Raw genomic sequence first — 24,237 nt, forward strand, 5'->3', positions numbered from 1 at the left:
TGGACGATGATGTCATCGCAAACCCAGACCCTTTACCCCGCGGGTGTGATCGGTGCGCCCAAGCACCGCCGCGGTCACGCTGCCGGTGCCCGCACGGGCCTGCCCCCCGGCACCGAGGTGTTCTCCGCCGACAACCACATTTCGGTGGCCGAGGACATCTTCTACGAGCACTTCCCCGACGACCTGAAGGATTACGCGCCGCGGATCTGGTACGAGGACGGCGCGTACCTGCTCGGCCGGCCGGGGCAGTCGATGGTGGTCGGCGATTTCAGCGCGGTGCTCATGCAATACGACGACCTGGCCGGTGCCGTCAGCAGCAACATCGACGCCCGCGTTTGTGAGCTGGCCGAAGACGGCGTCGACAAGGAGCTGGTGTTTCCCAACGCGGTGCTGGCGTTGTTCCACTATCCCGATAAGGACCTGCGCGAGCGCATCTTCCGCATCTACAACGAACACATCGCGGCCTTCCAGGAGCGCTCGGGTGTCCACTGCTACGGTGTCGGTCTGATCAACTGGTGGGATCCGCGCGGAGCCCGGCGCACCCTGACCGAGCTGAAATCCCTGGGGCTCAAGACGTTTCTAATGCCGATCAGCCCCGGCAATGACGACAACGGCCGTGCCATCGACTTCTCCAGTTCCGCGATGAGCGCGGTGTGGGACGAGATCGAGGATGCCGGGCTGCCGGTCACCCACCACATCGGCGAGAGCCAGCCGAAGGTTCCGAGCGAGGTCAACAGCGTCGCGGTGGCCATGATGGTCAACATCGACTCGTTCCGGGAGATGTTCTCCAAGTACGTCTTCGGCGGCATCCTCGACCGTCATCCGGGGCTACGGGTCGGCTGGTTCGAGGGCGGTATCGCCTGGGTCCCACCGGCGTTGCAAGACGCCGAACACGTGCTGGCCTCGTACCGGCACATGCTCGCACATCAGCCCGAACACGACGTCCGATATTACTGGGACACCCACATGTGCGCGTCGTTCATGGTGGACCGCCTTGGGCTCGCCCAGATCGACGAGATCGGGATCGACAAGGTGATGTGGTCGTCCGACTACCCGCACAACGAAAGCACTTACGGCTATTCGGAGCGCTCGCTGGCCGCCGTGGTCGACGCCGTCGGTCCCGAGGACGCCGTCCGCGTCGTCAGCGGGAACGTCAGAAACTTCTTGGGTATTTGAGATGACCGAATCACTAGCCTCCCCCGGCTCGCTCGTCGACATCCCCGATGAACCGGACCTGGCGCGCATGCGTTCCGAAACGGGCGCGCGGCTGCGGGCCGCGATGGCCGACCATGGGGTCGACGCGCTGATCCTGCTGATGAACGGCTACGTCGGGTACGCGACGGGGGCCAGCTGGCCGCTGGTGGACGCGGGTCTGTCGCACGTGGAGCGCCCGGTCGCGGTCGTGCTCGCCGAAGATGAACATCCGCACCTGTTTATGCCGTTCCGCGGCGGGGCGTCCGCGCAGCCGCCGCTGCCAGATGACCATCTGCACGGCCCCGTCTACCTCGAATTCGACCATGGCGTACAGCAATTCGCGCGCGAGCTGGCCACGCTGATCCCGCCGGGCGCGAGCATCGCCGTCGACGAGCTGACCGGGGCGATGCGAAGGGCAGGCCCCAAGCTGTTCCCCGCAGGCGCGCCGACGGATGCGGCGATCGTGGTCGGTGCCGCGCAGTTGCTGAAGACGCGGGATGAGCTGTCGTGCCTTCGCCGGGCGGCCCGCATCACCGAAGAAGCGATTGTGGACGTGCAGCGGGCCCTGGCGCCGGGGGTGCGGCAGATCGACCTCTCGGCCACGCTGGTGCGTCGCGCCTTTGAGCTGGGCGCCACCACCAACATGCTGGAGGCCATTTGGCAGGTCATGCCCAGTTCGCGCGAAGCCGGAGTCTGGACGACGCATGGCGATCTCGCGTTGCCGCTGTTGCCCACCGATCGTGAACTCGCCGCCGGTGATGTGCTCTGGACCGATATCAGCATGACCTACCTCGGGTACTGTTCCGATTTCGGCCGGACCTGGATTGTCGGCGAACAGCCCACGCCGCGACAGCAGGACCAGTTCCGGCAATGGCGGGCCATCCTGGAGGCGGTGCTCGCCGTGACCAAAGCCGGTGTCACTTCCGGTGATCTGGCGCGGGCGGCGATCGCCGCCAACGGTGGGCGCAAACCGTGGTTGCCGCATTTTTATCTGGGCCACGGCATCGGCACCTACCCCGCCGAAGCGCCCATGATCGGAACGGATCTCGGCGAAGAATTCGACAACAACTTCGTCTTCTCAGCCGGGATGGTTCTGGTTCTGGAACCCGTGGTGTGGGAGGACGGGACGGGCGGCTATCGCAGTGAGGAGATCGTGGTGATCACCGAAGACGGCTACCTGCCGATCACCGACTACCCCTATTCGCCTTATGGCGACTGAGGTTTTGCCCGACCCCCACGCATTGCGGATGGGTCGTCGGGAACGGGCGCTGGCCCAAATGGACGCGCACGGCCTCGACATCCTGGTGCTCGGGCGGCAGGCCAACATCCGTTACGTCACCGGCGCACCGCAGCTCTGGATAGCCGGGACGCGACCGTTCGGTCCCATGTGCGTGGTGGTGCGCGCCTCCGGGGACATCTACCTCAACAGCACCGATGACGAGGGGGTTCCGGAGGAGATCGGACACGATCACCTCTACGGACTGGCCTGGAACCCGGTGACGCTCATCGACGTGCTGAAGAAGATCGACGGTGCCGAGAGGGCCGGCCGAGTCGGAACCGATGCGATCACACCCACTTTCGCCGCGCTCCTGCCCGAGGCGTTTCCCAATGCCGAGCTCGTCGACGCGGAGGTGGCGATGCGCGCGGCGCGGCGCGTCAAGACGCCCGACGAAATCGCGGCGATGGGCTCCGCGCTGCGCATCGCCGAACGCGGACTCGCCGCCGCCCTGGCCGAATTCGCGCCGGGAGCATCGGAGCGAACGCTTGCCGGGGCGATGATGGAGGCCATGGCCGCGGGCGGGGTGAGCACGCCGGCCACTCAGGATGCCGCCTGGGTGACCTCGAAGGAACACCCTTGGCGCCGTGCCGATTCCGGCGAGGCTCGGCCGGGCGACCTGGTCGCGTTCGCCGCCGGGGCCCTGGCGAATGGCTATGTCGCCGAGGTGGGGCGCACCTGGCCCGTCGGCGAAGTCGACGTTGCCACCCGCGAGCTGTTCGGACGGTCGGACGCGTTGTACCACAATATGCTTGCCGCCTGCCGCCCCGGTGCGCCCACCTCCGGCCTGCTCGCCGCCTACCAGTCGGCCGGCGAGCCGATACCGCCGATGCCGATCGCGCACGGGTTGGGTCTGGGCTTCGATCCGCCGGTGGTGTCCGAGCCCCTGCTCGACGCGGGGGAACACGACGAGCTGGAGGCCGGCATGGTGCTGGCGATCACCGGCTACGTGTGGCAGCAGGGAACCGGCGCGGTATACCGGCGGGACACCGTTCACATCACCGAGGACGGCGTCGACGTGATGACTACCAGCCCGGCGTGGCCCGGCTGACTGAAATCACTTGTGTCACTTTGACTTCAGTGGCCTCATCAAAGCGGATTTTGTCGGTGGGTCCCGATAGTTTCGGGGTGTGAGTCTTGATCGCGAGGCCGTGTTGGCAGCATTCGACACCATCGACGCTGCCATCGGGGATCTGGTCGGCTACGACGGCGATGACCTAGCCACTCGCGAGCAGTTGGCGATGCTGGAGCGCTGCGAGAAGGTGCGCCGCCAGCTGCCGGCTATCGAGCATCCGCTGATCAACAACTTGGCGCGTCAGGCCACGGCAGAGGAGCTTGGCGGCACGCTCTCCCATTCGATCGCCGAATCGACTTTGATCAGCCGCGCCGAAGCATCGAGGCGCATCAAGGAAGCGGCTGATCTCGGGCCGCGGCGTGGGCTGACCGGCGAACCACTGGCACCGATCCTTGCCGCAACCGCCGACGCCCAACGAGAGGGAAAGCTGGGCACCGGGCAAGTGGCGGTGATCCGCAGGCTTTTCCGTCAGCTGCCGGGCTGGGTGGACTTCGTCACCCGTCAGGCCGTCGAAGCCGACCTCGTCACTCACGGAATGGACTACCGCCCAGAACAATTGGCCGAACTCGCCGATCACGTCGGCGATTGCCTGAACCCCGACGGCACCTACACCGACGACGACCGCGCGCGGCGGCGTGGATTGACCCTGGGCAAGCAGCAGGCCGACGGCATGTCGGAATTGCGCGGCGTGATCAGCCCCGAACTGCGGGCCACCATTGAGGCCGTGCTCGCGAAGCTGGCCGCGCCCGGCATGTGCAACCCGCTCGACGACGTGCCATGCGTGGACGGCGCACCAGGCCAGGAGTCGATCGACCGCGACGCCCGGTCAGCGGCCCAACGCAACCATGACGGGCTCAATGCCGGCCTCAGAGCTCTGCTGGCCTCGGGAAAACTGGGCCTTCACAACGGCTTACCGGCGTCCATCGTCGTCACCACGACCCTGCAAGAGCTGGAAGCCGCGGCCGGGCGTGGGCTGACCGGCGGCGGCACCATCCTGCCGATGAGCGACGTGATCCGCTTAAGCCGGCACGCGCGTCATTATTTGGCGATCTTCGACAATGGCAAAGCCCTGGCCCTGTACCACACCAAACGACTCGCCTCCCCCGGCCAGCGAATCGTGCTGTACGCCAAGGATCGCGGGTGCTCGGCACCGGGCTGCGCGGTGCCGGGTTACTACTCGGAGGTCCACCACGTCACCGACTGGGCCAAGTGCCGGAGCACCGACGTCGACGGCCTCACGTTCGCCTGCGGACCCCACCACCACCTGCTCAAGCCGGGCGGCTGGAACACCCGCAAGAACGCCAAGGGCGACACGGAATGGCTACCGCCACCGCACTTGGACCGCGGCCGGCCCCGCACCAACACCTTTCATCATCCGGAGAAGCTGCTCCGAAACGAGGACGACGATGGACCGTAGCTCAGGTGTTCCACTCCGCGAGCGCGGCGTCAAGCAGCTCCCCGACGCGATGCCGATCCCAGAGGAACAGCAGATTCGACAGCATCTGCAACGGCGCGCGTACGCCCTCGTCGTCCCTGATCAGTGGATGGCGTCGACTGTCCGGTATCGCTTCGAATCGCTTGCGAATCAACGCCGGCACGTCCAGCAGCCAGGCGACGCCCATCGCCGCCGCGTACAGCACTGTGTATCGGCGCAACCGAACCGGGTCGAGTTCCGGCCCGCCGCAACGGCGGTATTCGGTCACGAACAGCAGTAACAGCTCGTCGAGATGGCAGTCCCACAGATCGGTTTCGGCGCCGGACATGGCTCCCCAGATCGCCATGCCGAGGTTCATTTGGCTGACGCATCCCCAGTCCATCAGGCCGCAGCGCAGAACACCGTCGGCGTCGCGCCAAAACCATGCGTTGTCGATGTTCGCGTTCCAATGGCACAGCGCGACATAGTCGCAGTCATCGGCCAGCAGAGTCGCGACAGTCTGCTCGCAATGCGCGAACCGGGGCACATCCGCACGCAGGCGCGTGACCAACTCCGGTGAACAAGCGGGCAACAGCCCGGGGCGGATCGCGGCGAATTCCGCCAGTTGGTCCACCCGGCGCTCCAGCTTGCCCGGGGAGAGCGGCGCCCGATCCCCCACCGTCGCGGCGGCCACGTCCAGCGGGAAGGGCGCGGTCAATTCGGCCGGCAGCCGCCCGGATCGATGGGTGCCGGCGAGCCGGGCCAGCGCGGTGAGGAGCGCTCGGTAATGCTCTAGGGGTTCGGGCATCTCGTAGTCGAGGCATTTGTGATACTGCGGTTCGATCCCGTTGCCGCCGAATCGGATCCGCTCGGTGACCAGTATTCCGGTGCTCGCTTGACGGTGATAGTCGGCGAACAGGACCCGGGGTACGGCGATCGGGAATTCCGGCGCACGGGACAGCGTGGCGAATCGCACTTCGGGTTCCATTTGGGCTTTGCCGCGATCGCGCGCCGGATCGTCGAAGTCGCGCGAAAACTTGACGAACAACTCGGCGGGCAGTTCCGGGGCGGGTTTGGCGTATTCGACGGACAGGATCGCCTTGCGTCCCGTGCTGCCGCCGGCCACCTCGGCAAACTCGGTAACCCGCGCGATGCCGTTGTCCCGCAACGCGCCCGAGGCGAGAAACGCCGTGGTGAGAAACGGCGCCGCGCCGCCTTCCAGCGCCGCGGGGTCGGCCGGGAACGCCAACCCGTACTGGTCGCCGACGGCCCAATGTGAAGTCAATTGCTTACCAGGTTTGTTCGGCCGCGCGCACCAGCATGTGGTTGACGGCCACCCGGCGGTCCCGGGTCACCATGAACAGCACCGCGTCGGCGATGTCTTCGGGGCGCAACTTGACCATGCCGGCGGTCTGGCGCTCGAACGCCTCCCGCGACGATTCGGCAAGCTGGTCGAAGATTTCGGTATCGACCGTTCCCGGTCCCACCACGCCGACCCGGACCCGCTGCCCGAGCACCTCTTGCCGAATGCCCTCGCTGAAGGCGTTCACCCCGAACTTGGTCAGCGAGTAAACCGCGGTGTTCGGCCGGGCCACCCAACCGGCGGTCGAACTGATGGTGACGAGATCGGCGACACCGCGCGGCGAATCGGCGGCGGCGTCGATCAGGTGCGGGAGCGCCGCACGCGTGACGTACAGAACCCCTTGCACGTTGACCGTCACCATGGCATCCCAATCCCGCAGCGACGCCTCGGCCGCCGGTCCGGATTGCATCAGCCCGGCGTTGTTCACCACGGTGTCGAGCCGGCCGAACTGCGCGACGGCGCGCTGCACGGCCGCCGACACCTGTTCGGCGTCGGTGACGTCGGCCGCCACGGCCAGCGCTGTGCCACCGGCGGATTCGATATCGGCTTGCAACTCGGCGAGCCGGTCCGCGCGTCGCGCGAGCAGGGCCACCGCCGCGCCTTCCGCGGCGAGCGCTTTGGCCGTCGCGGCCCCGATACCGCTACTCGCGCCGGTGACCAGGGCCGCGGTTTGTGCAAGTGTCCCCGTCATGCGCCCAGTATCTCGTGTAGCACGTACTCGGTGTGCTCGCCCAAGTCCGGCGCGCCGCGGGCGATGCGCGCCTCGCCGCGCGCCATCCGCCAGGATGGCCCGACGATCGGGCGCTGGCCCTCTCGATGGTCGCTCACGAACCTGAACAGCTCGCGGGCCCACAGTCGTTCATCGCCGATCACGTCGAGAGAGGTGGCGCTCTTGCCGGCCGGGACACCCGCCGCGCGCAGGCGGTCCGCCAGTTGCTCGGCTGCGTGGCACCGGGTGAGTTGCGCGAGGCAGGCGTCGAGCGCCTCGGCATCGCACCGTCGCCCCTCCATGGTGGCGTAGCGGCGTTCTCGGGCCAGCGATCCCGCGCCGAGCACGTCGCACAACCCGTGCCACTGCGCGTCGTCGGCGACGGCCACCGTGATCCAGCCACCATCCGCGCAGGGATAGCAGCCATGGGGGCACAGGTCCGGATGGTCATTGCCGTTGGGCCCGAACGCCTGTCCGGTCAGGGCGTGCTCGAGCAGGCAGTCGCCGATCATCGATGACAGGGTTTCCACCGCCGACAAGTCGACGAACTGCCCGGCGCCGGTGAGTTCGCGATGCAACAACGCGACCACCGCGGCGTACGCGGCCGCAGCACCGACGGTCGAATCGCCGTAGCGCATGCTCGTCCCGAGGGGCGGTCCGCCGCGATAGCCGACCAGTGGGGCGAGCCCGGCCAGGGCGGCGAAGCATGGGGCGTAACCGGTTTGATGGCCCAGCGGCCCGTCGTTGCCCCACATCTTGATCGACACGGAGACGATGTCCGCCTTGATCTCGGTCAGCTGCGCATGGCCCAGGCCCTGGCGTTCCATCGCGCCCGGGCGCAAGTTGTTGATCACGATGTCGCTGCGGGCGATCAGCTCACGCAGCTGCGCCATGCCTTCGATGGACTTGATATCGAGGTCCACGCTGAGGATTTCGGGGTTGATGCTGAGGAAGTAGGGCGCGTGGTCGATGTCGGTGCCGCCGTAGGCGCGCATCTCCTCGGGGCAGCCCGCGGTTTCGACCTTGATGACCTCGGCGCCCAGCATCGCCAGCAGCTTGCCCGCGTACGGCCCGGCCCATACCTTGGTGAGCTCGACGACCCGAACCCCTTGCAGCGGCCCACCGCGCGGATCCTTGGGCGGCTTGAGTTGCGCCGACTTGACCCGCGGCCGCGGGCGCGGGGTATCGATGCGGTCCAGGACCAGCCCGGTGTGCTCGCCGAGGGCCGGTGCGGCGGAGGTGATTCGAGCCGGCGACGCGCCGAACGCGTATGGCACCGTCGGATAGGCCGCGTCGCCCAACACGGGGTGCCGCACCTGCTGGAAGAAACCCCGGTGCCGGTACTGCGGGGAATCATGTAGGTCCGCGGCGCCGTTCACCGGCACCAGCGGCACACCCAGGCGCTGGGCTCGATCGGACGCTTCTTCCTTGGCAAGGCCCCGGATCCACGCCGCAAAGCCCCGCTGGAACGCGGCCACCTTTTCCTGCGTGACGGAAAACTCCAGCCAGTCGTCGTCGAACGCGTCCAGCCACTCCGGGTGACACATGAGCTCTTTCAGGCCGAGCCAGTGGGCGCGGCTGGTCATGTACAGGTAGACGAAACCGTCGGCGCATGCGAAAAACGCTGCCGGGCCCGCCTGGTCGTAGTCGTTGCGGCGGGCTTCGGCGGTCACCTCACCGGTGATGAACCGGCCGATGATGCAGTCGGCGCGGGAGGCCAGCACGGCGTGTTCGGAGATGTCAATGGAATCGCCGCCGCCGCTGTGCAGCCGCCCGAACAGCGCCGCCGTCACGCACAGCGCGGCGTCCAGTCCCGCTTCGTAGTCGGCCAGGAACCGGCCCGGCCCCTGCAGTGGCGGCTTGGCGGGGTCGGGGTGGCTGGGCGTGTGGTATCCCCAACCGCTGGCGTGGAACACGTTGATGCTCTTGGCATTGCCGAACTCGGCGGGCGCGTCCTGCCCGAACGGCGTGATCGAACAGAACACCACGTCCGGGTGCAGCCGCGCCCAGCCGGTGTCGCCGTCGTCGATGACCGCGTCCGCGGTGCCGACGAGCCGGTGGGCGGTCTCGATGCCGTCATCCGAACCGAGGTCGAGCACGACGGACTGCTTGTTGGTGTTGAGGTACGCGAACAGCCCGCTGCCGTCGGGGCCGTCGGCGACGATGGGAGCCATCGCCCGCGTCGGGCTGCCGGACTCCGGCGCCTCGACCTTGAGGATCTCGGCGCCGAAGTCGGCCAACAACTTTCCGCAGTACTCCCCCGCCACGGACCCGGCCAGCTCGACGACCCGGAAACCGGTCAGCGCCGACATGCGAGCTCTCCCAAAACGGTCAGGGCTTCGCGCGTCCCGAGCGGCTCAGGCGCCACTCCGGCGGGAAGTTGAGGTCGTTGTCCTTCACCACGTTGTTGAGGCCCTTCTCGAAGGTGCCCGCGGTCAGGTCCACTTCCTCCGCGTCGTTTTGAATCATCGGCAGCATCCCCTCGACCATGCCGGTGAGCAGGCTGCCGAAGTATTCACCCTTGTGCTGTTTGTAGAGCTCCAAGAAGGTCTTCTGCACCGCGACGGTGTCGGTCGGGCGGGAACGCGAGCAGGCCATCGCGTACTTCAGCGTCTCTTCTTCCAGCTTCTCGCGCGGCACCACGCTGTTGACGAAGCCGCATTCGTACATCTCCTTGGCGCTGAACGGCCTTCCGGTGAACAACATTTCGGAGAACTTGCGCAGGCCCATCGTCTCGGCCCACCACCACAGGCGCGGTCCCCAACCCACGTAGCGAAACGCCGGGTGGCCGAAGAGGGCGTCGTCGGACGAGACCACCAGGTCGGCATCGCCGGCCTGGTAGAAGTGCCAGCCGTAGCAGTAGCCCTTGGCCTCGATGATGCTGATCTTGCGCAGCTCCTGCAGCGGGCGGTTTCCCGCGCGCGCCTTGGCGTAGAAGTCGGTGACGGTCGACAGGTAGCGATAGGATCCGCCGGGCGGGTACTTGACGTCGTCATCGTTGATGGCCAGCTCGTGCAGCAGCGGCATGCCGGGGTTCTCCAGCATTCCCCGCTGCTCGGGCAGGTCGCCACCGCTTCCGAAATCATCTCCCTCGCCACGGATCACGACGACCTTCACGTCGTCGTCCACGTTGCACTTGTGGATCAGGTCGGCGTAGTTCTGCCGCATACCCAAGGTGGTGGAGTTGAGCTCCTCGGGGCGGTTGAAGGTGATGTAGGCGATCCGGTTCTTCTTGTCCTTCTCGAACTTGATGTACTGCTCGGCTTCCTTTTTCATTTCTTCGTAGTCGTATTCGGGCATGGTCTTCTCCAACTTCTCTTGAACTAGCGCCTATTTGAGCAAGCTGCCCGCGTCAACGGGAAGCGAAACGCCGGTGACATAACGAGATTCGTCAGAGGCGAGGAACAGGACCGCGTTGCTGATGTCCACGGCGTCCACCCAGGGCACCGGCAGGGTGTGCATCATCTGGGATATGGGGGCGAAGTCGTCGGGGCCCGGATTTTCCAGGTCTGGGCGAAACAGGCGGAATGTGTTGTCGTTCATCACCATCGTGGTGCTCACCTGAGTGGGTAGCACGGCGTTGACGCGGATCATGTGCTGGCCCAGCTCGACGGCGAATGCACGCATCAGGCCGATGACGCCGTGCTTGGCGGCGATGTAGTGGCCGGTGTTCGGGTAGGCCTTGCGCCCGCCGACCGAGCTGGTGAGTACGATCGATCCGCCGCGGCCACCCGCAAGTAGGTGTGGGACGCCCGCTTTGACCGTATGCCAGACGCCGCTCAGGTTGATGTCGATCATGTCCTGCCAGACGTTCTCCCGGATCTTGTGCAGCTTCCTGCCGTCGGTACCCACGCCCGCGTTCGCCACGATGATGTCGAGCCGCCCGAGTTGTTCCACACCGGCGTCCACGGCGGATTTCAGCGCGTCGTAGTCGCGGACGTCGACCTGCGCGGTGACGATGCGGCGATCCTGAGCTTTGACCAAGTCGGCCGTCTCGGCCAGGTCCTCCGGTGTCGAATGGGGATAGGCCAGGTTCTCGATCGGTCCGCAGACGTCGATCGCGATGATGTCGGCGCCCTCCTGCGCCAGGCGCACCGCGTGGCTGCGGCCCTGACCGCGGGCGGCGCCGCTGACGAACGCGACTTTCCCCTCTACCCGGCCCTCGACGCGGCCGGTCATTAGGGCACCACGGTGGGCATGGTTTCCCAGCCGCGCACCGACGACGTCGGGCTGAGCGTGGCGTTCGCCAGGTCGGGCTCCCACTCCGGGAACCGCTTGAGGATCTCCTCGAGGGCGACACGGCCTTCCAGCCGGGCCAGCGCCGAACCCAAGCAGAAGTGGGCGCCGACGCTGAACGTGAGGTGCGGCCGGGCGGCGCGATGAATGTTGAATTCACCCGCGTCGGGCCCGAACTGTCGCTCGTCGCGGCAGGCCGCCCCAAGCAGCATCAGCATCACGCTGCCTTCCGGCACCGTCTGGCCATAGAGGCTGACGTCGCGAGTCACATAGCGTGCCATGTGCGGAGCGGGGGGCTCGAAGCGCAGTAGCTCCTCGATTGCCTGCGGGATGAGTCCGGGGTTCTCGACGAGCTCGCGACGCTGGTCGGGGTGCTCCGCTAGAACTTTGCCCGCCCAACCGATGAGCCGCGTTGTCGTTTCGTTTCCCGCTCCGGCCACCACGTTGAGGTAGACCAAGATCTCCTCGCGCCTCAGTCGCCGCGTCGTGCCGGTTTCGTCGACGAACTCGACGTTCAGCAGCTCGGTCATGATGTCGTCGGACGGGTTGTCGGCACGCCAGTCGATATAGGCCTCGAACTGCTCGCCCACTGACAAGCCGTGCTCGGCGGCACTCATCGGCTTGCCGGGCTCGGTGCGTAGTTGGGCATTGCCGCGATCGCGGATGTACTCCTGATCTTCTTCGGGAATCCCGAGCAGTGCGCTGATGACCTTCATCGGCATGATCGCGCCCAGGTCGGAGACGAAGTCGAACCGCCCCGACCCCACCAGTGGGTCCAGCGATTGCGCGCAGAACTCGCGGATCATCGGCTCCAACGCCGCGATCTTGCGGGGGGTGAACATGCGCGACAGCAGCTTGCGGTGCACGTCGTGGATCGGCGGGTCTTCGAAGATCAACATGCCCGACGGGATCTCGAGGTTGGCCTTGATCAGTTCCATGATCACGCCCCGAGCGGAGCTGTAAGTGCCGTAGTCGATGATTGCCTTGTTTACATCGGCGAATCGGCTCAGCGCGTAGAAGTCGTATTCGGAGTTGTAGTAAAGCGGCGCCTCGTCACGCAGGCGCTTGAACATGGGATATGGGTCGGCAATCAGCTCGACATCATATGGGTCGAAACGAACCTGGCTATCGGTGCTCGCCGTCACGAAATCCCTCCTACTGCAGACATTTCCGGGTACCCACGCCCCCTACAACAGAGCCGGCGCCGCCGCTCTGTCAGAGCCGGATCGGGCTCGGCCAATTTATACACTCCGCTTAATTGCATTGTTCGCAGTTGCTCACGGGTTTTGGGCTGAAGCGGCCCGGGAACGTGGCCCTACTCTATTCTCGTAGAGAACCATACAGCGGGTGCCCTGGCAAGAGGCAGAGCCACGCACGCCGTGTCCGGCCCCGCACGCTCACCCGGATCCGCTGCGGCGCGCCAGTGGCACCCCGTAGCTCCGTGTCAGGCGCCCCTTGTCCGGACTCTTGAGAATCCCCGCCGCAATCGCGGACAAAATCCCATCCAACTGCTCTGCCGTATCGATGAGCCGGTCGCCATGGGCGAGTCGCTGCAGCAGGCCGTTGATGAACGTCAGCGTGACGTTGCTGAGATCCTCGACCACCGCCGGTTCCAGGTCTGCGCCGTGCGGCATCAGTTGCACGAGGATCTCCCGGTGCAGCTTGGTGAACTCGTCTGTCGCCTGCTGCAAGATCGCGGCGAGCGAGGTGTCGCGAGTGGCTTGCATCGTCAGCTCGTATCGGGCTTTGGTCCGCGACAACTGCGGGTCGCTTGCGGCCTGAATGACCACCTGCGACAACCGTGAGGGTGAGGCATCGTTTTCCCGGTCGACCGAGCTGTCCGCCACCGATTGCAGCTCGGCGAGGTCGAGCTCGGCCAACCGCTCGGCCACGGCGCGCAGCAGCGCCGAGCGGGTGCGGAAGTAGAACGACGTGGTGCCGTCGGGCACGCCCGCCTTGCGGTCGACTTTGAGGTGGCTCAATCCCTTGGCCCCGTCGTCGGCCAACAACTGAATCGCCACATCGCACAAGTCGCGGCGGCGCTCCCCGGGATTAGGTTTTCGGCGTTTGTCCATGGCGATCGGTCTCGGACCGAGACCTTACTCTATATTCGTAGTGTCGGTAAAGGGGCCGGTGTGATCGCCCATGACGGCGGGCCGGTCGGCCACCAGGCGGGGATTTCCCCGCCCGCACGAAACCACACGAAACCGTTTGCCACGCAACGACTATCAGGCAACGGCGGGACGGCGTGTGTCCGACTGGAACAATGGGTCGGATGATTGGACGTCGGAGTGATCAGACAGAGGGCGTGGTGAGCCATCGCTGCGGTCGCGTCATGGCCGCCTGGCTCGCGTGCGCCGGCCTGTTCGGGGCGCTGCTCTGCGGCTGCCACTCGACGCGGCATCAGGCCGAACCCACCGCGTCGACCACCACTGCCAACACCGCCCCGGCACCCACCGCAACTGCATTGCCCGCCCCGATTGTGAAGATTGCACCGCTGCCCGTCCGGCCGGTGACGAAGTCTCAGCCGACCACCCCGGAGAAGTGCCCGGCCACCGATCACGTGGTGGCTCCGACCGATGCGCTCACCACCTGTGATATCGCGCGGACCACCCTGTACATGCTGGGTCCGGAGAGCATGCAGCTCGGATTGATACACGTCGACCCACCGAAGTCACTGGCCGCGGGCTTCTACGACGTGACCCTGGCCCTGGACCCACCGTCGGCGACCGCGTGGGCGTCCTACACCGCCGCGCACCTGAAGGACCACGTGGCCTTCATCCGCGACAATCTCGTTCTGGAGGCGCCGATCATCGAAGACCAGGTGGCCTCCGGGCGGATCGCGCTGACCACCCAAACAGCCGAGGGGGCAGCACAATTGGCCCAGCTGGCCAGCCGGTCCTCATGACATGAGCGCGGGGCCCGGGCTGGCTCGGCATCGGCATGCTCAACGCGTTCGAGCGTCGCCGGTAGAACTCGGCGGGATCACGCCGCGCGGCAAGGGTGCATCAAACGTGCGGAGATCAGGTGCAGGGGACGCCGTGCGGCCCACCAATCCACTGACCCGGCGGCGCCTGCCACGGACAAATCTGCTTGACCTGCCCAGGCGGCAGCGGATTCCAGTGACCATTGTCGACGACGTGCGGACCCGGCGGAACCGGTGGCGGCCACGGTCCGGGGTGGGCCTGTGCCGTACCGGTTCCAAGGCTGAATGCCGCCGCGCTCAATGCGCCGGCGACGATGGCCTTACCTGCGATTTTCTTGAGATTCATGACTGGCCTCCTGTCGGTCCATGGCTCGCGGAGGCGCCGTCCGCACTGCGGAGACAGGACCAATTTCACGACCTTCGAGAAATTTTCACGATTAGGTTACCCCCGCTCGCGAAAAATCAAACCGCCTCCCGCGGGGTACGGCGCGCGAATGCGGGCGCATGCTCGGGCCGCACGCCGACGCCGACAAAGTAGGCCGGCACGGCCGACAGCCACGGCAATCGCTTCATCAGGCCGAGCAGCGCGCCAGGCGGCGTGGGGTCCGCGCCACGCAACAACGGCCCGAGCAACATGTGGTGCAGCACCTGCTGCACGAGTTGGGTCACCACCGTGGGGAACACGCGGCGGCGGTGTACCGCGGCGAGCTCGCGGTCACCGACCCGGTGTTGTCGAAGCGGTTCGGCCAGTACGCTCGCGGCCGCGACGGCATCCTGGATCGCCAGGTTGATGCCGACCCCGCCCAGCGGCGACATCGCGTGCGCCGCATCCCCGATGCACAGCAGCCCGTCGGTGTGCCAGCGCCGAAGCCGATTCACGTGCACGTCCAGATGTTTGACGTCGTCCATGGATTGCAGCGCCGCGACCGACTCGGGCATGTCCGGTAGCAATTCTTCGACGTCGCGCCGGAAAGCCTCTATGCCGCGCGCCCGCAGCTCGGCGTCGGTGCCCTTCGGCCCGAGGTAGGCGATCTGGAAATAACCCTCCCGCGGGATCACGGCGAGCCCCTTGCCCAGACCGAGGCGGGGCAAAAAGGAGTATTCGGTGTCTTCCTTGTGCGGCAACCGAAACCACCACACGTCGAACCTCACCGGGTATTCGCGCGCCTTCAGCCCGGCCTCGTGTCGAACGACCGACCAGCGGCCGTCGCAGGCAACGGTCAACTCGGCCCGCAATTCACCGGGCCCCTCGGGCCCGCGGTAGCGCACACCGGCAACCCGGCCACCCTCCCACAGGAGCCCGGTGACTTCGGTGTTCATCCGCAGCGAGAAGCTCGGCTCCTCCTGTGCCGCACCGGCGAGGAGCTTGAGCAAGTCCCACTGCGGCACCATCGCGACAAAGGGGTGGGGCTGGCGCAACCGCTCGAAGTCGACGTAGGTCACCGACTGCCCGTTGGATTCGAGTTTTGCGGTGCGGACCTCGGTAAAAGGCAAGGCCGCGAACGGTTCCCACAGGCCCAGTTCGTCGAGCAACCGCATGGTGGTCGGGTGGACCGTGTCGCCGCGGAAGTCCCGCAAGAAGTCGCCGTGTTTCTCCAGCAGGGTGACTTGGACACCCGCCCGCGCCAGCAGCAGCCCCAGGACCATTCCGGCCGGGCCGCCACCGACGATCGCACACGAGGTTGTCTCAGCCATCAGACCTCAGCCTCGACGTCGAACACCGAGACGGGATCGAGGATGACGCCGTTTTCCTCGACGTAGCGGTCCCACAACATCAGCAGTTCGGCCAGCTTCTCTGGGTGCGAGCCGGCGAGATCGTGGATCTCACCCGGATCGGTAGCGAGGTCGTAGAGCTGCCAGCTGCCCGGACCGTATGGTGCGGGCAGGTGCAGTGCCTTCCAGTCCCCCTGGCGAATCGCGCGGCGGCCGAACAACTCCCAGCCCGTGCCGGTCTCGGCGTCATGCACGGCCGCCGCGCCGCCCGACAGATACGGCACCATGGAGCGGCCGCGCATCGGTGCCACCTCACGTCCGCGATAGGCCGCGCCGGGATGCGCGGCCCCCGCCAGTTCCAGCACCGTCGGGGCGATATCCATGACGGTGCTGAACGCGGTCCCAACCTCGCGTTGCCGGTCAAAGCCGGGCCAGGTGACGAAGCCGACCACCCGGATGCCGCCCTCGGTGGTGAACGCCTTGTGCAGCCGCGACGGCGCGGTGGCCGCTTGCGCCCACCGCGGTCCGTACCAGATGAACGAGGAGGGCCGGCCGAGATTGTCGACGCTGTTGTCGCAATGCTTCTCGATCTGCGCGGCGATACGCGCACCGTGCAGCGGCATCGCTTCGACGATGGCACCTTCGGCGCCGTTGTCGGACAGGAAGATAACGACGGTGTCGTCGAGTTCGCCACTGTCCGAAAGGTATTCGATCACCCTGCCGATATTCCAGTCCATCCGGTCGACCATCCCGGCGTAGACCTCCATGCTGCGGGCAGACACCGCCCGCTGTTCGTCGGTCATGTCGGCCCACTCCGGGGCGTCGTCGGCGACGACCGGATGCGCCTCGACGTCCGGCGGGCACAGGCCCAGCCGCTTGAGGGCCGCCAGTCGCTCCTCGCGGAGCGCGTCCGGACCGCCGTCGTAGCGGCCACGGTATTTCGCGATGGATTCGTCCGGCGCATGCAGCGGCCAGTGCGGCGCCTGGAAGGGCAGATACGCGAAGAAGGGCCGGTCCTCGCCCGGTGCCCGTTCGCGCAGGTACTGCAACAGCTTGTCGGTGTAGAAGTCCGACGAGTAGAAGTCGTCCCCGACCGTGACGAACTGGTCATCCTCGGTGTAAAGGGTTGGAATGGGCGAGAAGCCACCGGCCGCCCGGCCCCCGTAATGGCTGGCCCCCGCCGGCAGCAAGGCAAACGAGCGCTCGAACCCTCGCGCCCACGGCGATGTCTCGATGGTCGCGCCCAGGTGCCACTTGCCCGACATGAGCGTCAGGTATCCGGCGTCGCGCAGCAGCTCGGGCAGCGCCACGACCCGATCGTTCAGATAACCCTCATAGCCGGGTGCGCCGCGAAACGCGGGCCCGGCGACCTCCAGCATGGTGCCGATTCCGGCGATGTGATGGTCCGTTCCCGTCAGCAGCATCGCCCGGGTGGGCGAACAGGCGGGCGCGGAGTGGAAATCGGTGAACCGGATCCCCGCGTGGGCGAGCCGATCGAGATTGGGTGTCTCGATCTCGCCGCCGAACGCGCCGATATCGGAAAACCCGAGGTCGTCCGCCACGATCACGAGGAAGTTGGGCCTCTTCACGCTGAAGCATCCTGCCAGGTCCCGCTCCCGGGCGGAATGCTGCCGCGACGGCACGTCGTTATTGTCGAGGCGGCGATCTCCGCGCCTGCGACACTGCGACATCGGAAGGGCTTTGAGATGCTGGCACAGTTCGAAATGTCCATTCCGCTGGTCGCCGCCCCGATGGCGGGCGGCCCGACCACCCCCGCGATGGTGTCGGCCGCGACTCGCGCGGGCGGCCTGGGCATGCTCGCCGCCGGCTACAAGACCGTGGAGGCCGTCGAAACCGAACTCAAACAGGTCCGCTCCGAGGCAATCCCGTTCGGTATCAACGTCTTTGCGCCCAATCTTCTACCGGTTGACCCCGAGGCCTACCGGGCCTATGCCGCTATCGTTCAGCGCGAAGCCGACCGGTTCGGTGTGACGCTGCCCCCGGAGCCCGTCGAGGACACCGACAAGTTCGACGAGAAGATCGCGCTGCTGCTCGACGATCCGGTTCCGATGGTGTCGTTCACCTTCGGGATCCCGTCGGACAGCGTGATCGCGGCGCTGCGCAAGGCGGGCAGTGTCGTGGTGCAGACGGTGACCACGCCCGAGGAGGCGGCGCAGGCGCGCGACGCCGGGGTGGACATGCTCGCCGTTCAGGGGGCGGCCGCCGGCGGCCACTCGGGCACGCTCTCGCCGCGCAAGCCGCTGAGGCCGGTGCCGATCGCCGAGCTGGTCGAACGGATCGTCGCGACGGTGCCACTGCCGGTGATCGCTGCCGGCGGGCTCGCCACCCCGGGCGCGGTTGCCGAGGTGATCCGCGCGGGGGCCGCCGCTGCCGCGGTCGGGACGATCCTGCTGCGCGCCGACGAAAGCGGCGCCTCGGCCACACACCAGGCCGCCCTGACCGATCCCGCCTACAGCGAGACGGTGCTCACCCGCGCCTTCACCGGCCGCCCCGCCCGCGGGCTGCGCAACGCGTTCATCGATGCCCACGAGGCCCAGGCGCCGCTGGGCTATCCCGCCATCCACTACCTCACCAGCCCGCTGCGCAAAGCCGCGGCCGCGGCGGGAAAGCCCGAATACGTCCACCTGTGGGCGGGCACCGGATACCGCAGCGCCACCGCCGAACCGACATCCGACATCCTGCGGCGGCTGGCTTCCGACCTGTGACGCCTCAGAACTCGAAGCGGTTCAGCACGTCATACTTGCCGCCGGGCGATGCGCACGTCAGCTTGTACATCCACCGCACCGCCGTCGATTCGATTTCCCGGTAGCCCGCCAGCGCGGGCACCTGCTCGACCAACCGCAGCCTCGGGTTCCACGTCTGCAGCACCCGCGCGTCGCGGACGCCCCACTTGATGATCCCCCTGGTGAAAAGCTTCGACAGCAGCGGCGCCAGCGCGGAGAGCGTGTCGAATTGCATTTCACCGCAGTCGAATCGATCGGTGAGCCGCTGCAGCAACTCGCGGACCTGCTGCTCGGTCAGATACATCAGCAGGCCCTCGGCGACCACCAACGTGGGGCGCCCGGTCGGGATCTGCTCGAGCCACTTCGGATCGGTCACCGACGAGCCGATCATCCGGTAGCACTCCGAGTCGTCGTAGAGTCGCCGCCGCAGCTCGATGACACCGGGTTGGTCGACGTCGAACCACGAAACCGAATGCGGCACGGCGAGCCGGAAGGCGCGGCCATCGAGGCCGCAACCCAGGTGCAGGACCACCGCGTCGGGGTGACCCCGCAAGAAGTCCGCGCACCAGTCGTCGAGCGCTTTCGCCCGCAACGCGACCAGGTATTGGTTCGACACCGGCAGCGAGCTGCGATGGATCCTCTTGAAGTCGTAGTCGATGCGGTCCACCGCCTCCGCGGCCGCGTTGTCACCCAAGATTGGTCGGCTGGAGCGGCTTTCGTAGGCACGCAGGTACAGCGTGACGAGGTTCGTCCACTCCACCGAGCCCCAGCGGACAGAGCTGAAGTCGACTTTGGCCGTAGTCATGGTTTTCTCCTTGCCGCCCGATATTCGGTCCACATCTGCATGAGCTGGTCCCGGTAGGCACGGGTGCAGAACTCGCAAAAATCGCGGAAATCCTCGACACGCTGCCGCTGTTCGGCACGGTCCTCACCGAGCACGGAAAGCGCGAACTCGGCGGGCCCGATCCCCAGCCGCATGAGAGACAGCTGCGTTTCCAGGACACTGGTGAAGCCGCCGGCCGTCACCCGGTAGAGGTGTTGACGGTCCGGGCTCGGCAACCGCTCCACCATGCCGCCTTCCAGCAGCTGCCGGGCAACCGTACTGATGGAGGCCTTGCTGACCGACAACGCGTCGGCCAGCTGGGTCAATGACTGCTGGGGCGGATCGGAGATCAGGAGCCAGCCATACACCCGCCCCATGGTGCGGGTGGCGCCGAGCAGCTCGAAGAACAGCCCGAGGCGATCGACGAACTCGGACTCTTCCGGCGACACGGCCCCTCCGTCAGGCTGCGTTCAGTACGTACTTAACGTAGCGTACACCAGGGACGGCGCCCATGGAACATCGCTCAGGTTTCGCGCTGCCGACTCCCCCGCGCGGACCCGCCTGCGTTCAGAACGCCTCGGGATCGCGCTGCACTTCTTCCGGAACCGGATGGCGGTACAGCCGAGACGCGTTCTCCCAACTGAACTTGCGAATCACGTCCTCGGGCAGGTCACCGATTTGCTCGTGGACAGTCTGCTGGGTGTGTGGCCAGGTGGAGTCGCAATGCGGGTAGTCGGCTTCCAGCATGATGTTGTCCACGCCGATCCGGTCGCGCTGCACGAACGACGATTTGTCCTCCACCGCGCAGAACCAGAAATTTCGCGTGAAAACTTCTGCGGGAGTGAGGCTTTCGCCTAGCGCCTGCCAGGTGCCGTACATCGCGTGGTAAGTGAGCATATGGTCGAGGCGATCGAGCAGGCCGGCGACCCAGCCTATTCCGCCTTCCGACAGACAGATCTTCAGGTTGGGAAATCTGCTGGGCAGCCCGGAATACAGCCAGTCGACCGCCGCCGAGATGGCGTAGGCGAAGAACAGCACCCCCTGCACATCCGGCGGCGCGTCCTCGGTGGTGGACGGCGAGGACCCCGACGAGCCGATGTGCAGGTTCACCACGGTGCCCGTCTCGGCGCACGCCGCCATCATCGGGTCCCAATGCTTGGTGTGAATGCTCGGCAGTCCCAGCATCGCCGGGTTCTCGCTGAACGTGACGGCGTGGAATCCACGCTCGGCGTTCTCGCGGATCATCTTCGCGCCGAGCTCGGGGTCCAGCAACCACGGCAGCTGGCACGGGATGATGCGCTCGGGATAGGAGCCCGCCCAGACCTCGAGGTGCCAATCGTTCCATGCGCGCACCGAGGCCAGCGCCAGGTCGCGGTCGTTGGTCACCTGCTGCAACCGCTGGCCGGCGAACCCGGGCAGGAAGGACGGGAAATTGAGCGAGGCATAGATGCCGTTGAGGTCCATGTCCTTGACGCGCTCGTGGATATCCCAGGCGCCCCTGCGCATTTCGTCGAACCGGACCGGCTCGAAGCCGTACTCCGCCACCGGTCGCCCGACCACGGCGTTGAATCCGACGTTGGGCAGTTCCCGGCCGTCGTAGACCCAGGTCTGGCCCCCGCTCTCGGTCTCCACGACCCTGGGTGCGCGGTCGGCGAATTTGCGCGGCAGCCGTCCGGTGAAGGTGTCCGGCGGCTCGACGATGTGGTCGTCGACCGAGATCACCGTGTAGCGCCGGGGTGCGCGGGGCGGGTCCGGCAGGAAGGTGACCGAGCGTTGCTCGCCCGTCTTCGCGGTGGTGAAGCTCAGGTCGGCGGCCAGCTCGTCGATCGATTTCACTCGTCAATCTCCTTGCGGGACGGCGTGGTTGAGTGTGCAGTGACGGCGTTCAGTGTGCGCTGACGGCGACGCCTGCCGGCGTGTCGCCGCCGTGGCTGCACACTCGCCGATGGGGTTCACGTGAGCACATCGGGGTCGGCCTTGATGGTCATCCTGGCCGCCCCTGCCCAGTACACGTCGGCGGCGCGTTCGACGAGCGACCGCTGCATGCCCGCCATGTCGGACCACTTCATGGCCACCGGCTGGATGCCGGTGAGCAGCACGTCGTAGGCCAGCTTGCATACCCGTTCGATCGACGCCGCTCGGTAGACGGCTTCGGGCAGGTTGCGGCCGGTGGCGATGACGCCGTGGTTGGCCAGGATGGTCAGGTTCGCGGGCCCGATGCGGGCTGCGAGTTCGGCCGCGCGGGCGGGGCTGTCGATCTCGCCGTCGTAGGTGTCCACCAGGCACAGGTCATCGAGGAACAGCGAACCGGTCTGGTGCACCAATTCGGGCAGTCTGCCCAGCGCCGCGAGCACGCAGACGTAGTAGGGGTGATTGTGGACGACCACCCGGGCGTCGTCGCGGACGCGGTGCAGCTCGGTGTGGATGTGGATGGCCGGAGTGACATCCCAACGGCCTCGCAACACTTGCGCGTCGGCGTCGACCACGCAGATGTCGGACGCGGTGATCTCCTGCCACCACAGCCCCCACGGATTGACGAACATCTGCGTCTGTCCGCCCGGCTGCCAGGTGATGTGTCCCGCCATGTTCTCGGCGAATCCGATGCCGGCCAGGTGGCGGAAGGCCACGGCGAGCGCCTGCTCCTCGGACAGCTCGACGCCGATCGGGGGGGCCACCGACGGCGCCCAGACTTCCAGGCCACCCCGGCGCGGGTTAGGAGCATCCGTCATCGAGCCTCCGTTCTGGCTCGAATATCCTCGCGGAGCCGGCCTTTGGCAACCTTCCCGCCGGAAGATCGCGGCAGCTCGTCGACGACGATGAGACGTTCGGGCAATAACTCCTTGGAAACTCCCAGCGCCAGCAGGTGTTCGACCAATTCGGGCAGGTCCAGGGTGGCCCCGTCGACGAGTTCGGCGTAGAGGCAGACCTTTTCACCGAACACGGGATCGGGCATCGCCACGGCCGCCGCCACCGCGACGGCGGGGTGGGTCGTGACGGCGTCCTCGACCTGGTTCGCGCTGATGTTCTTGCCGCCGCGCAGGATGAAGTCGGAGGTTCGCCCGGTGACGGTCAGATAGCCGTCGGAGTCGATTTCGCAGATGTCGCCCATGCGCATCCAGCCGTCGCGGGTGAACAATTTGTCGTGGTCGGTCCCGCCAAGGTAGCCGAGGCTGGTCGCGGGGCCGCGGCACGCCGGCTGGCCCCGCCCCGTCGCGGTGACGTCTGTGTCCCCGTCGAAGAGCCGAACGGCCATCTCGGGGACGATCCGGCCACCGGTGCGCAGCCGGCGTTCACGTGGGTCGTCGAAAGTGGTCGCGCTGAGCATCCCGGTTTCGTTCGAGCCGTAGAACTGCAGAATCGTGGCACCGGTGAGCTCCTCGAACTCGACCGCCGGCCGGTATGGCAGTGCCTCGCCACCGGTGAACACGACGCGCAGCGAACTCAGGTCGTAACCGCGGGTGGCGGGGTCGGCCATCAGCATGGTCAATTGTGTGCTGACACAACACAACACGCTGACCTTGTGCCGGGATATCGCCTCGCAGGTCGCCCTCGCGCTGAACCGTTCCAGGATCACCGCGGTGGCGCCGAGATAGATCGGCGTGGTGTGGCTAGTCCACAGCCCGAAGCCGAATGGCGTCGGTATGACGGGCAAAAACGTGTCCTGCGGCGTCAGCCGCCCGTTGGCGACGGCCTTTTGATGGAAGTAGTACCAACGATTCTGGGTGTGCACCACGCACTTGGGCAGGCCGGTGGTCCCGGAGGTGGAGTTGATGAGGAAGACGTCGTCGGGCCCCAGTCGGGACTCGCCGGTAAGCGCCCTGGGCGGCACCCGAACGTTGAGTCGCGGCGCGCCGGCGTCGGCGGTCAGGACCAGGGTGGGCAGCGAAAGCTCGTGGGCCACAGTCGCCGCTTCCCCGCCGCGCTGCTGATCGCTGATCAGCAGGTGCGGCTGCGAGCCGCGCAGTATTGCCGCGACTTCACGGGTGCCGGCGCGCGCCCCGACGCCGACGACGACGGCCCCGCACCGCTCGATCGCCACGAACAGCACGTGCAGGCCGGCGGAGTCGCCGTGCCAAACCGCCACCCGATCGCCCGGGGCCACCCCCGCTCCGGCCAGCTCTTCGGCGAGACAACTTGCAGCACGGTCGAATTGGCGCCAGGTCAGCGCCCTCCCCGGATAGTCGACAAAGGCGAGACGATCCGGGGACTGTTCGGCGTTGCGGCGCACCGCGTCCGACAGCGTAGTGTCGGACCAGAAGCCTGCGGCACGAAACCGGGCCGAGTCTTCCTCGGTGTACGCCGGCGAGGACTCGGTCTCCATGGACAGATGATAGGAAAGCAGGGAGCGCCCCCTAACGTCCGCTAGGGATCCTGCGGGGCCGGAGCCGGAGCGCCGTGTTGTGGGTCGCCGGCGACGTCCGGCGGACGCGGGCGGGGTTTGTGGCAATTGTGAACGCAACCGCAGTTGAGGCCGATGATGCAACCGCCCCCGCCGGCGGGCTGCACGGGCAGGGCGCCACCTGGCGTCGGCGGTGCCGGCGTCACCCTCGATGACGAAGCGACGGAAACGGCCACGTCGCCGGCCGACCAACCGAACGCCAAGACCAGCGCGGCCCCGCAGGCGCAGAGCGCCGCCGCCGTCCTGGCTTGTCCGTTTCCCACGCCTCACCACTGTAGTTAGTCGAAAGGCGGTGCGCAGAAACGCGCGCGCAGCTAAAAGAACACTCCTAGAAATCGTCAAGAATCCTCCAAGGGTGGCCCGCG

General features: G+C 66.8%; 21 protein-coding genes. 6 read left to right on the forward strand and 15 right to left on the reverse strand.

The window, feature by feature from the left end:
- Nucleotides 1-9: 9 nt before the first annotated feature.
- The 4 genes from H7J89_RS00355 (at nucleotide 10) to H7J89_RS00370 (ending at nucleotide 4,962) form a co-directional block, all read left to right on the forward strand.
- Nucleotides 10-1,176, forward strand: a complete 1,167-nt coding sequence (locus tag H7J89_RS00355) for an amidohydrolase family protein (RefSeq protein ID WP_264035592.1) — start codon at nucleotides 10-12, stop codon at nucleotides 1,174-1,176.
- A gap of 1 nt (nucleotide 1,177) precedes the next feature.
- Nucleotides 1,178-2,413, forward strand: a complete 1,236-nt coding sequence (locus H7J89_RS00360; RefSeq protein WP_264035593.1) for a M24 family metallopeptidase — start codon at nucleotides 1,178-1,180, stop codon at nucleotides 2,411-2,413.
- Nucleotides 2,403-3,521 carry a M24 family metallopeptidase gene (locus H7J89_RS00365; protein WP_264035594.1) on the forward strand — a complete coding sequence of 373 codons (1,119 nt, stop codon included), beginning with the start codon at nucleotides 2,403-2,405 and terminating at the stop codon, nucleotides 3,519-3,521. The genes H7J89_RS00360 and H7J89_RS00365 overlap by 11 nt, the downstream gene beginning before the upstream one ends.
- A gap of 79 nt (nucleotides 3,522-3,600) precedes the next feature.
- Nucleotides 3,601-4,962 carry an HNH endonuclease signature motif containing protein gene (locus tag H7J89_RS00370; protein ID WP_264035595.1) on the forward strand — a complete coding sequence of 454 codons (1,362 nt, stop codon included), beginning with the start codon at nucleotides 3,601-3,603 and terminating at the stop codon, nucleotides 4,960-4,962.
- Between the two features lies 1 nt (nucleotide 4,963).
- Here H7J89_RS00370 and H7J89_RS00375 read toward each other — a convergent pair whose 3' ends face one another.
- The 7 genes from H7J89_RS00375 to H7J89_RS00405 form a co-directional block, all read right to left on the reverse strand.
- Nucleotides 4,964-6,244, reverse strand: a complete 1,281-nt coding sequence (locus H7J89_RS00375) for a hypothetical protein (protein ID WP_264035596.1) — start codon at nucleotides 6,242-6,244, stop codon at nucleotides 4,964-4,966.
- Nucleotides 6,245-6,248: 4 nt separating this feature from the next.
- The gene (locus H7J89_RS00380) at nucleotides 6,249-7,013 is read right to left on the reverse strand and encodes an SDR family NAD(P)-dependent oxidoreductase (protein WP_264035597.1); all 765 of its coding nucleotides are present in this window, start codon (nucleotides 7,011-7,013) and stop codon (nucleotides 6,249-6,251) included.
- Nucleotides 7,010-9,343 carry a CaiB/BaiF CoA transferase family protein gene (locus tag H7J89_RS00385; RefSeq protein WP_372513678.1) on the reverse strand — a complete coding sequence of 778 codons (2,334 nt, stop codon included), beginning with the start codon at nucleotides 9,341-9,343 and terminating at the stop codon, nucleotides 7,010-7,012. Before H7J89_RS00385 ends, H7J89_RS00380 begins: the two co-directional genes overlap by 4 nt.
- 19 nt (nucleotides 9,344-9,362) lie before the next feature.
- Nucleotides 9,363-10,331 carry an enoyl-CoA hydratase/isomerase family protein gene (locus H7J89_RS00390; protein WP_067208961.1) on the reverse strand — a complete coding sequence of 323 codons (969 nt, stop codon included), beginning with the start codon at nucleotides 10,329-10,331 and terminating at the stop codon, nucleotides 9,363-9,365.
- 30 nt (nucleotides 10,332-10,361) lie between these two features.
- Nucleotides 10,362-11,210 (reverse strand): mycofactocin-coupled SDR family oxidoreductase, encoded by an 849-nt coding sequence (locus tag H7J89_RS00395; RefSeq protein WP_264035598.1) that lies wholly within the window; start codon nucleotides 11,208-11,210, stop codon nucleotides 10,362-10,364.
- Nucleotides 11,210-12,412, reverse strand: coding sequence for a cytochrome P450 (locus H7J89_RS00400; protein ID WP_264035599.1), 1,203 nt, complete (start codon nucleotides 12,410-12,412; stop codon nucleotides 11,210-11,212). The genes H7J89_RS00395 and H7J89_RS00400 overlap by 1 nt, the downstream gene beginning before the upstream one ends.
- A gap of 252 nt (nucleotides 12,413-12,664) precedes the next feature.
- Nucleotides 12,665-13,342, reverse strand: coding sequence for a TetR/AcrR family transcriptional regulator (locus H7J89_RS00405; RefSeq protein ID WP_264035600.1), 678 nt, complete (start codon nucleotides 13,340-13,342; stop codon nucleotides 12,665-12,667).
- Nucleotides 13,343-13,602: 260 nt separating this feature from the next.
- On the opposite strand from H7J89_RS00405, the gene H7J89_RS00410 reads away from it, so the two are divergent.
- Nucleotides 13,603-14,175, forward strand: a complete 573-nt coding sequence (locus H7J89_RS00410; protein ID WP_264035601.1) for a SecDF P1 head subdomain-containing protein — start codon at nucleotides 13,603-13,605, stop codon at nucleotides 14,173-14,175.
- Nucleotides 14,176-14,290: 115 nt separating this feature from the next.
- On the opposite strand, the gene H7J89_RS00415 is transcribed toward H7J89_RS00410, so the two are convergent.
- The 3 genes from H7J89_RS00415 to H7J89_RS00425 form a co-directional block, all read right to left on the reverse strand.
- Nucleotides 14,291-14,539, reverse strand: a complete 249-nt coding sequence (locus H7J89_RS00415; RefSeq protein WP_264035602.1) for a hypothetical protein — start codon at nucleotides 14,537-14,539, stop codon at nucleotides 14,291-14,293.
- A gap of 116 nt (nucleotides 14,540-14,655) precedes the next feature.
- A complete protein-coding gene (locus tag H7J89_RS00420) occupies nucleotides 14,656-15,888 on the reverse strand; it encodes an FAD-dependent oxidoreductase (protein WP_264035603.1) in 1,233 nt (410 codons plus the stop codon).
- Nucleotides 15,888-17,495, reverse strand: coding sequence for an arylsulfatase (locus tag H7J89_RS00425; protein WP_264035604.1), 1,608 nt, complete (start codon nucleotides 17,493-17,495; stop codon nucleotides 15,888-15,890). Before H7J89_RS00425 ends, H7J89_RS00420 begins: the two co-directional genes overlap by 1 nt.
- Before the next feature lie 117 nt (nucleotides 17,496-17,612).
- Between H7J89_RS00425 and H7J89_RS00430 the strand changes: the two genes are divergently transcribed.
- Nucleotides 17,613-18,632, forward strand: coding sequence for an NAD(P)H-dependent flavin oxidoreductase (locus H7J89_RS00430; protein WP_264035605.1), 1,020 nt, complete (start codon nucleotides 17,613-17,615; stop codon nucleotides 18,630-18,632).
- A 4-nt stretch (nucleotides 18,633-18,636) separates the two neighbouring features.
- Here H7J89_RS00430 and H7J89_RS00435 read toward each other — a convergent pair whose 3' ends face one another.
- From H7J89_RS00435 to H7J89_RS00455, 5 genes are all read right to left on the reverse strand, one after another.
- The gene (locus tag H7J89_RS00435) at nucleotides 18,637-19,455 is read right to left on the reverse strand and encodes a class I SAM-dependent methyltransferase (protein WP_264035606.1); all 819 of its coding nucleotides are present in this window, start codon (nucleotides 19,453-19,455) and stop codon (nucleotides 18,637-18,639) included.
- Complete coding sequence (locus H7J89_RS00440; protein ID WP_264035607.1) at nucleotides 19,452-19,922, reverse strand: GbsR/MarR family transcriptional regulator; 471 nt, start codon at nucleotides 19,920-19,922, stop codon at nucleotides 19,452-19,454. Before H7J89_RS00440 ends, H7J89_RS00435 begins: the two co-directional genes overlap by 4 nt.
- 118 nt (nucleotides 19,923-20,040) lie before the next feature.
- The gene (locus tag H7J89_RS00445; protein WP_264035608.1) at nucleotides 20,041-21,309 is read right to left on the reverse strand and encodes an amidohydrolase family protein; all 1,269 of its coding nucleotides are present in this window, start codon (nucleotides 21,307-21,309) and stop codon (nucleotides 20,041-20,043) included.
- A gap of 116 nt (nucleotides 21,310-21,425) precedes the next feature.
- Nucleotides 21,426-22,202, reverse strand: a complete 777-nt coding sequence (locus H7J89_RS00450; protein WP_264035609.1) for a class II aldolase/adducin family protein — start codon at nucleotides 22,200-22,202, stop codon at nucleotides 21,426-21,428.
- Entirely contained in the window at nucleotides 22,199-23,794 is a 1,596-nt protein-coding gene (locus H7J89_RS00455) for a class I adenylate-forming enzyme family protein (protein ID WP_264035610.1), read from the reverse strand. Before H7J89_RS00455 ends, H7J89_RS00450 begins: the two co-directional genes overlap by 4 nt.
- Nucleotides 23,795-24,237: the final 443 nt, after the last annotated feature.

This window comes from Mycobacterium paraffinicum (assembly GCF_025822865.1).
In the GTDB taxonomy this organism is placed as follows: domain Bacteria; phylum Actinomycetota; class Actinomycetes; order Mycobacteriales; family Mycobacteriaceae; genus Mycobacterium; species Mycobacterium paraffinicum.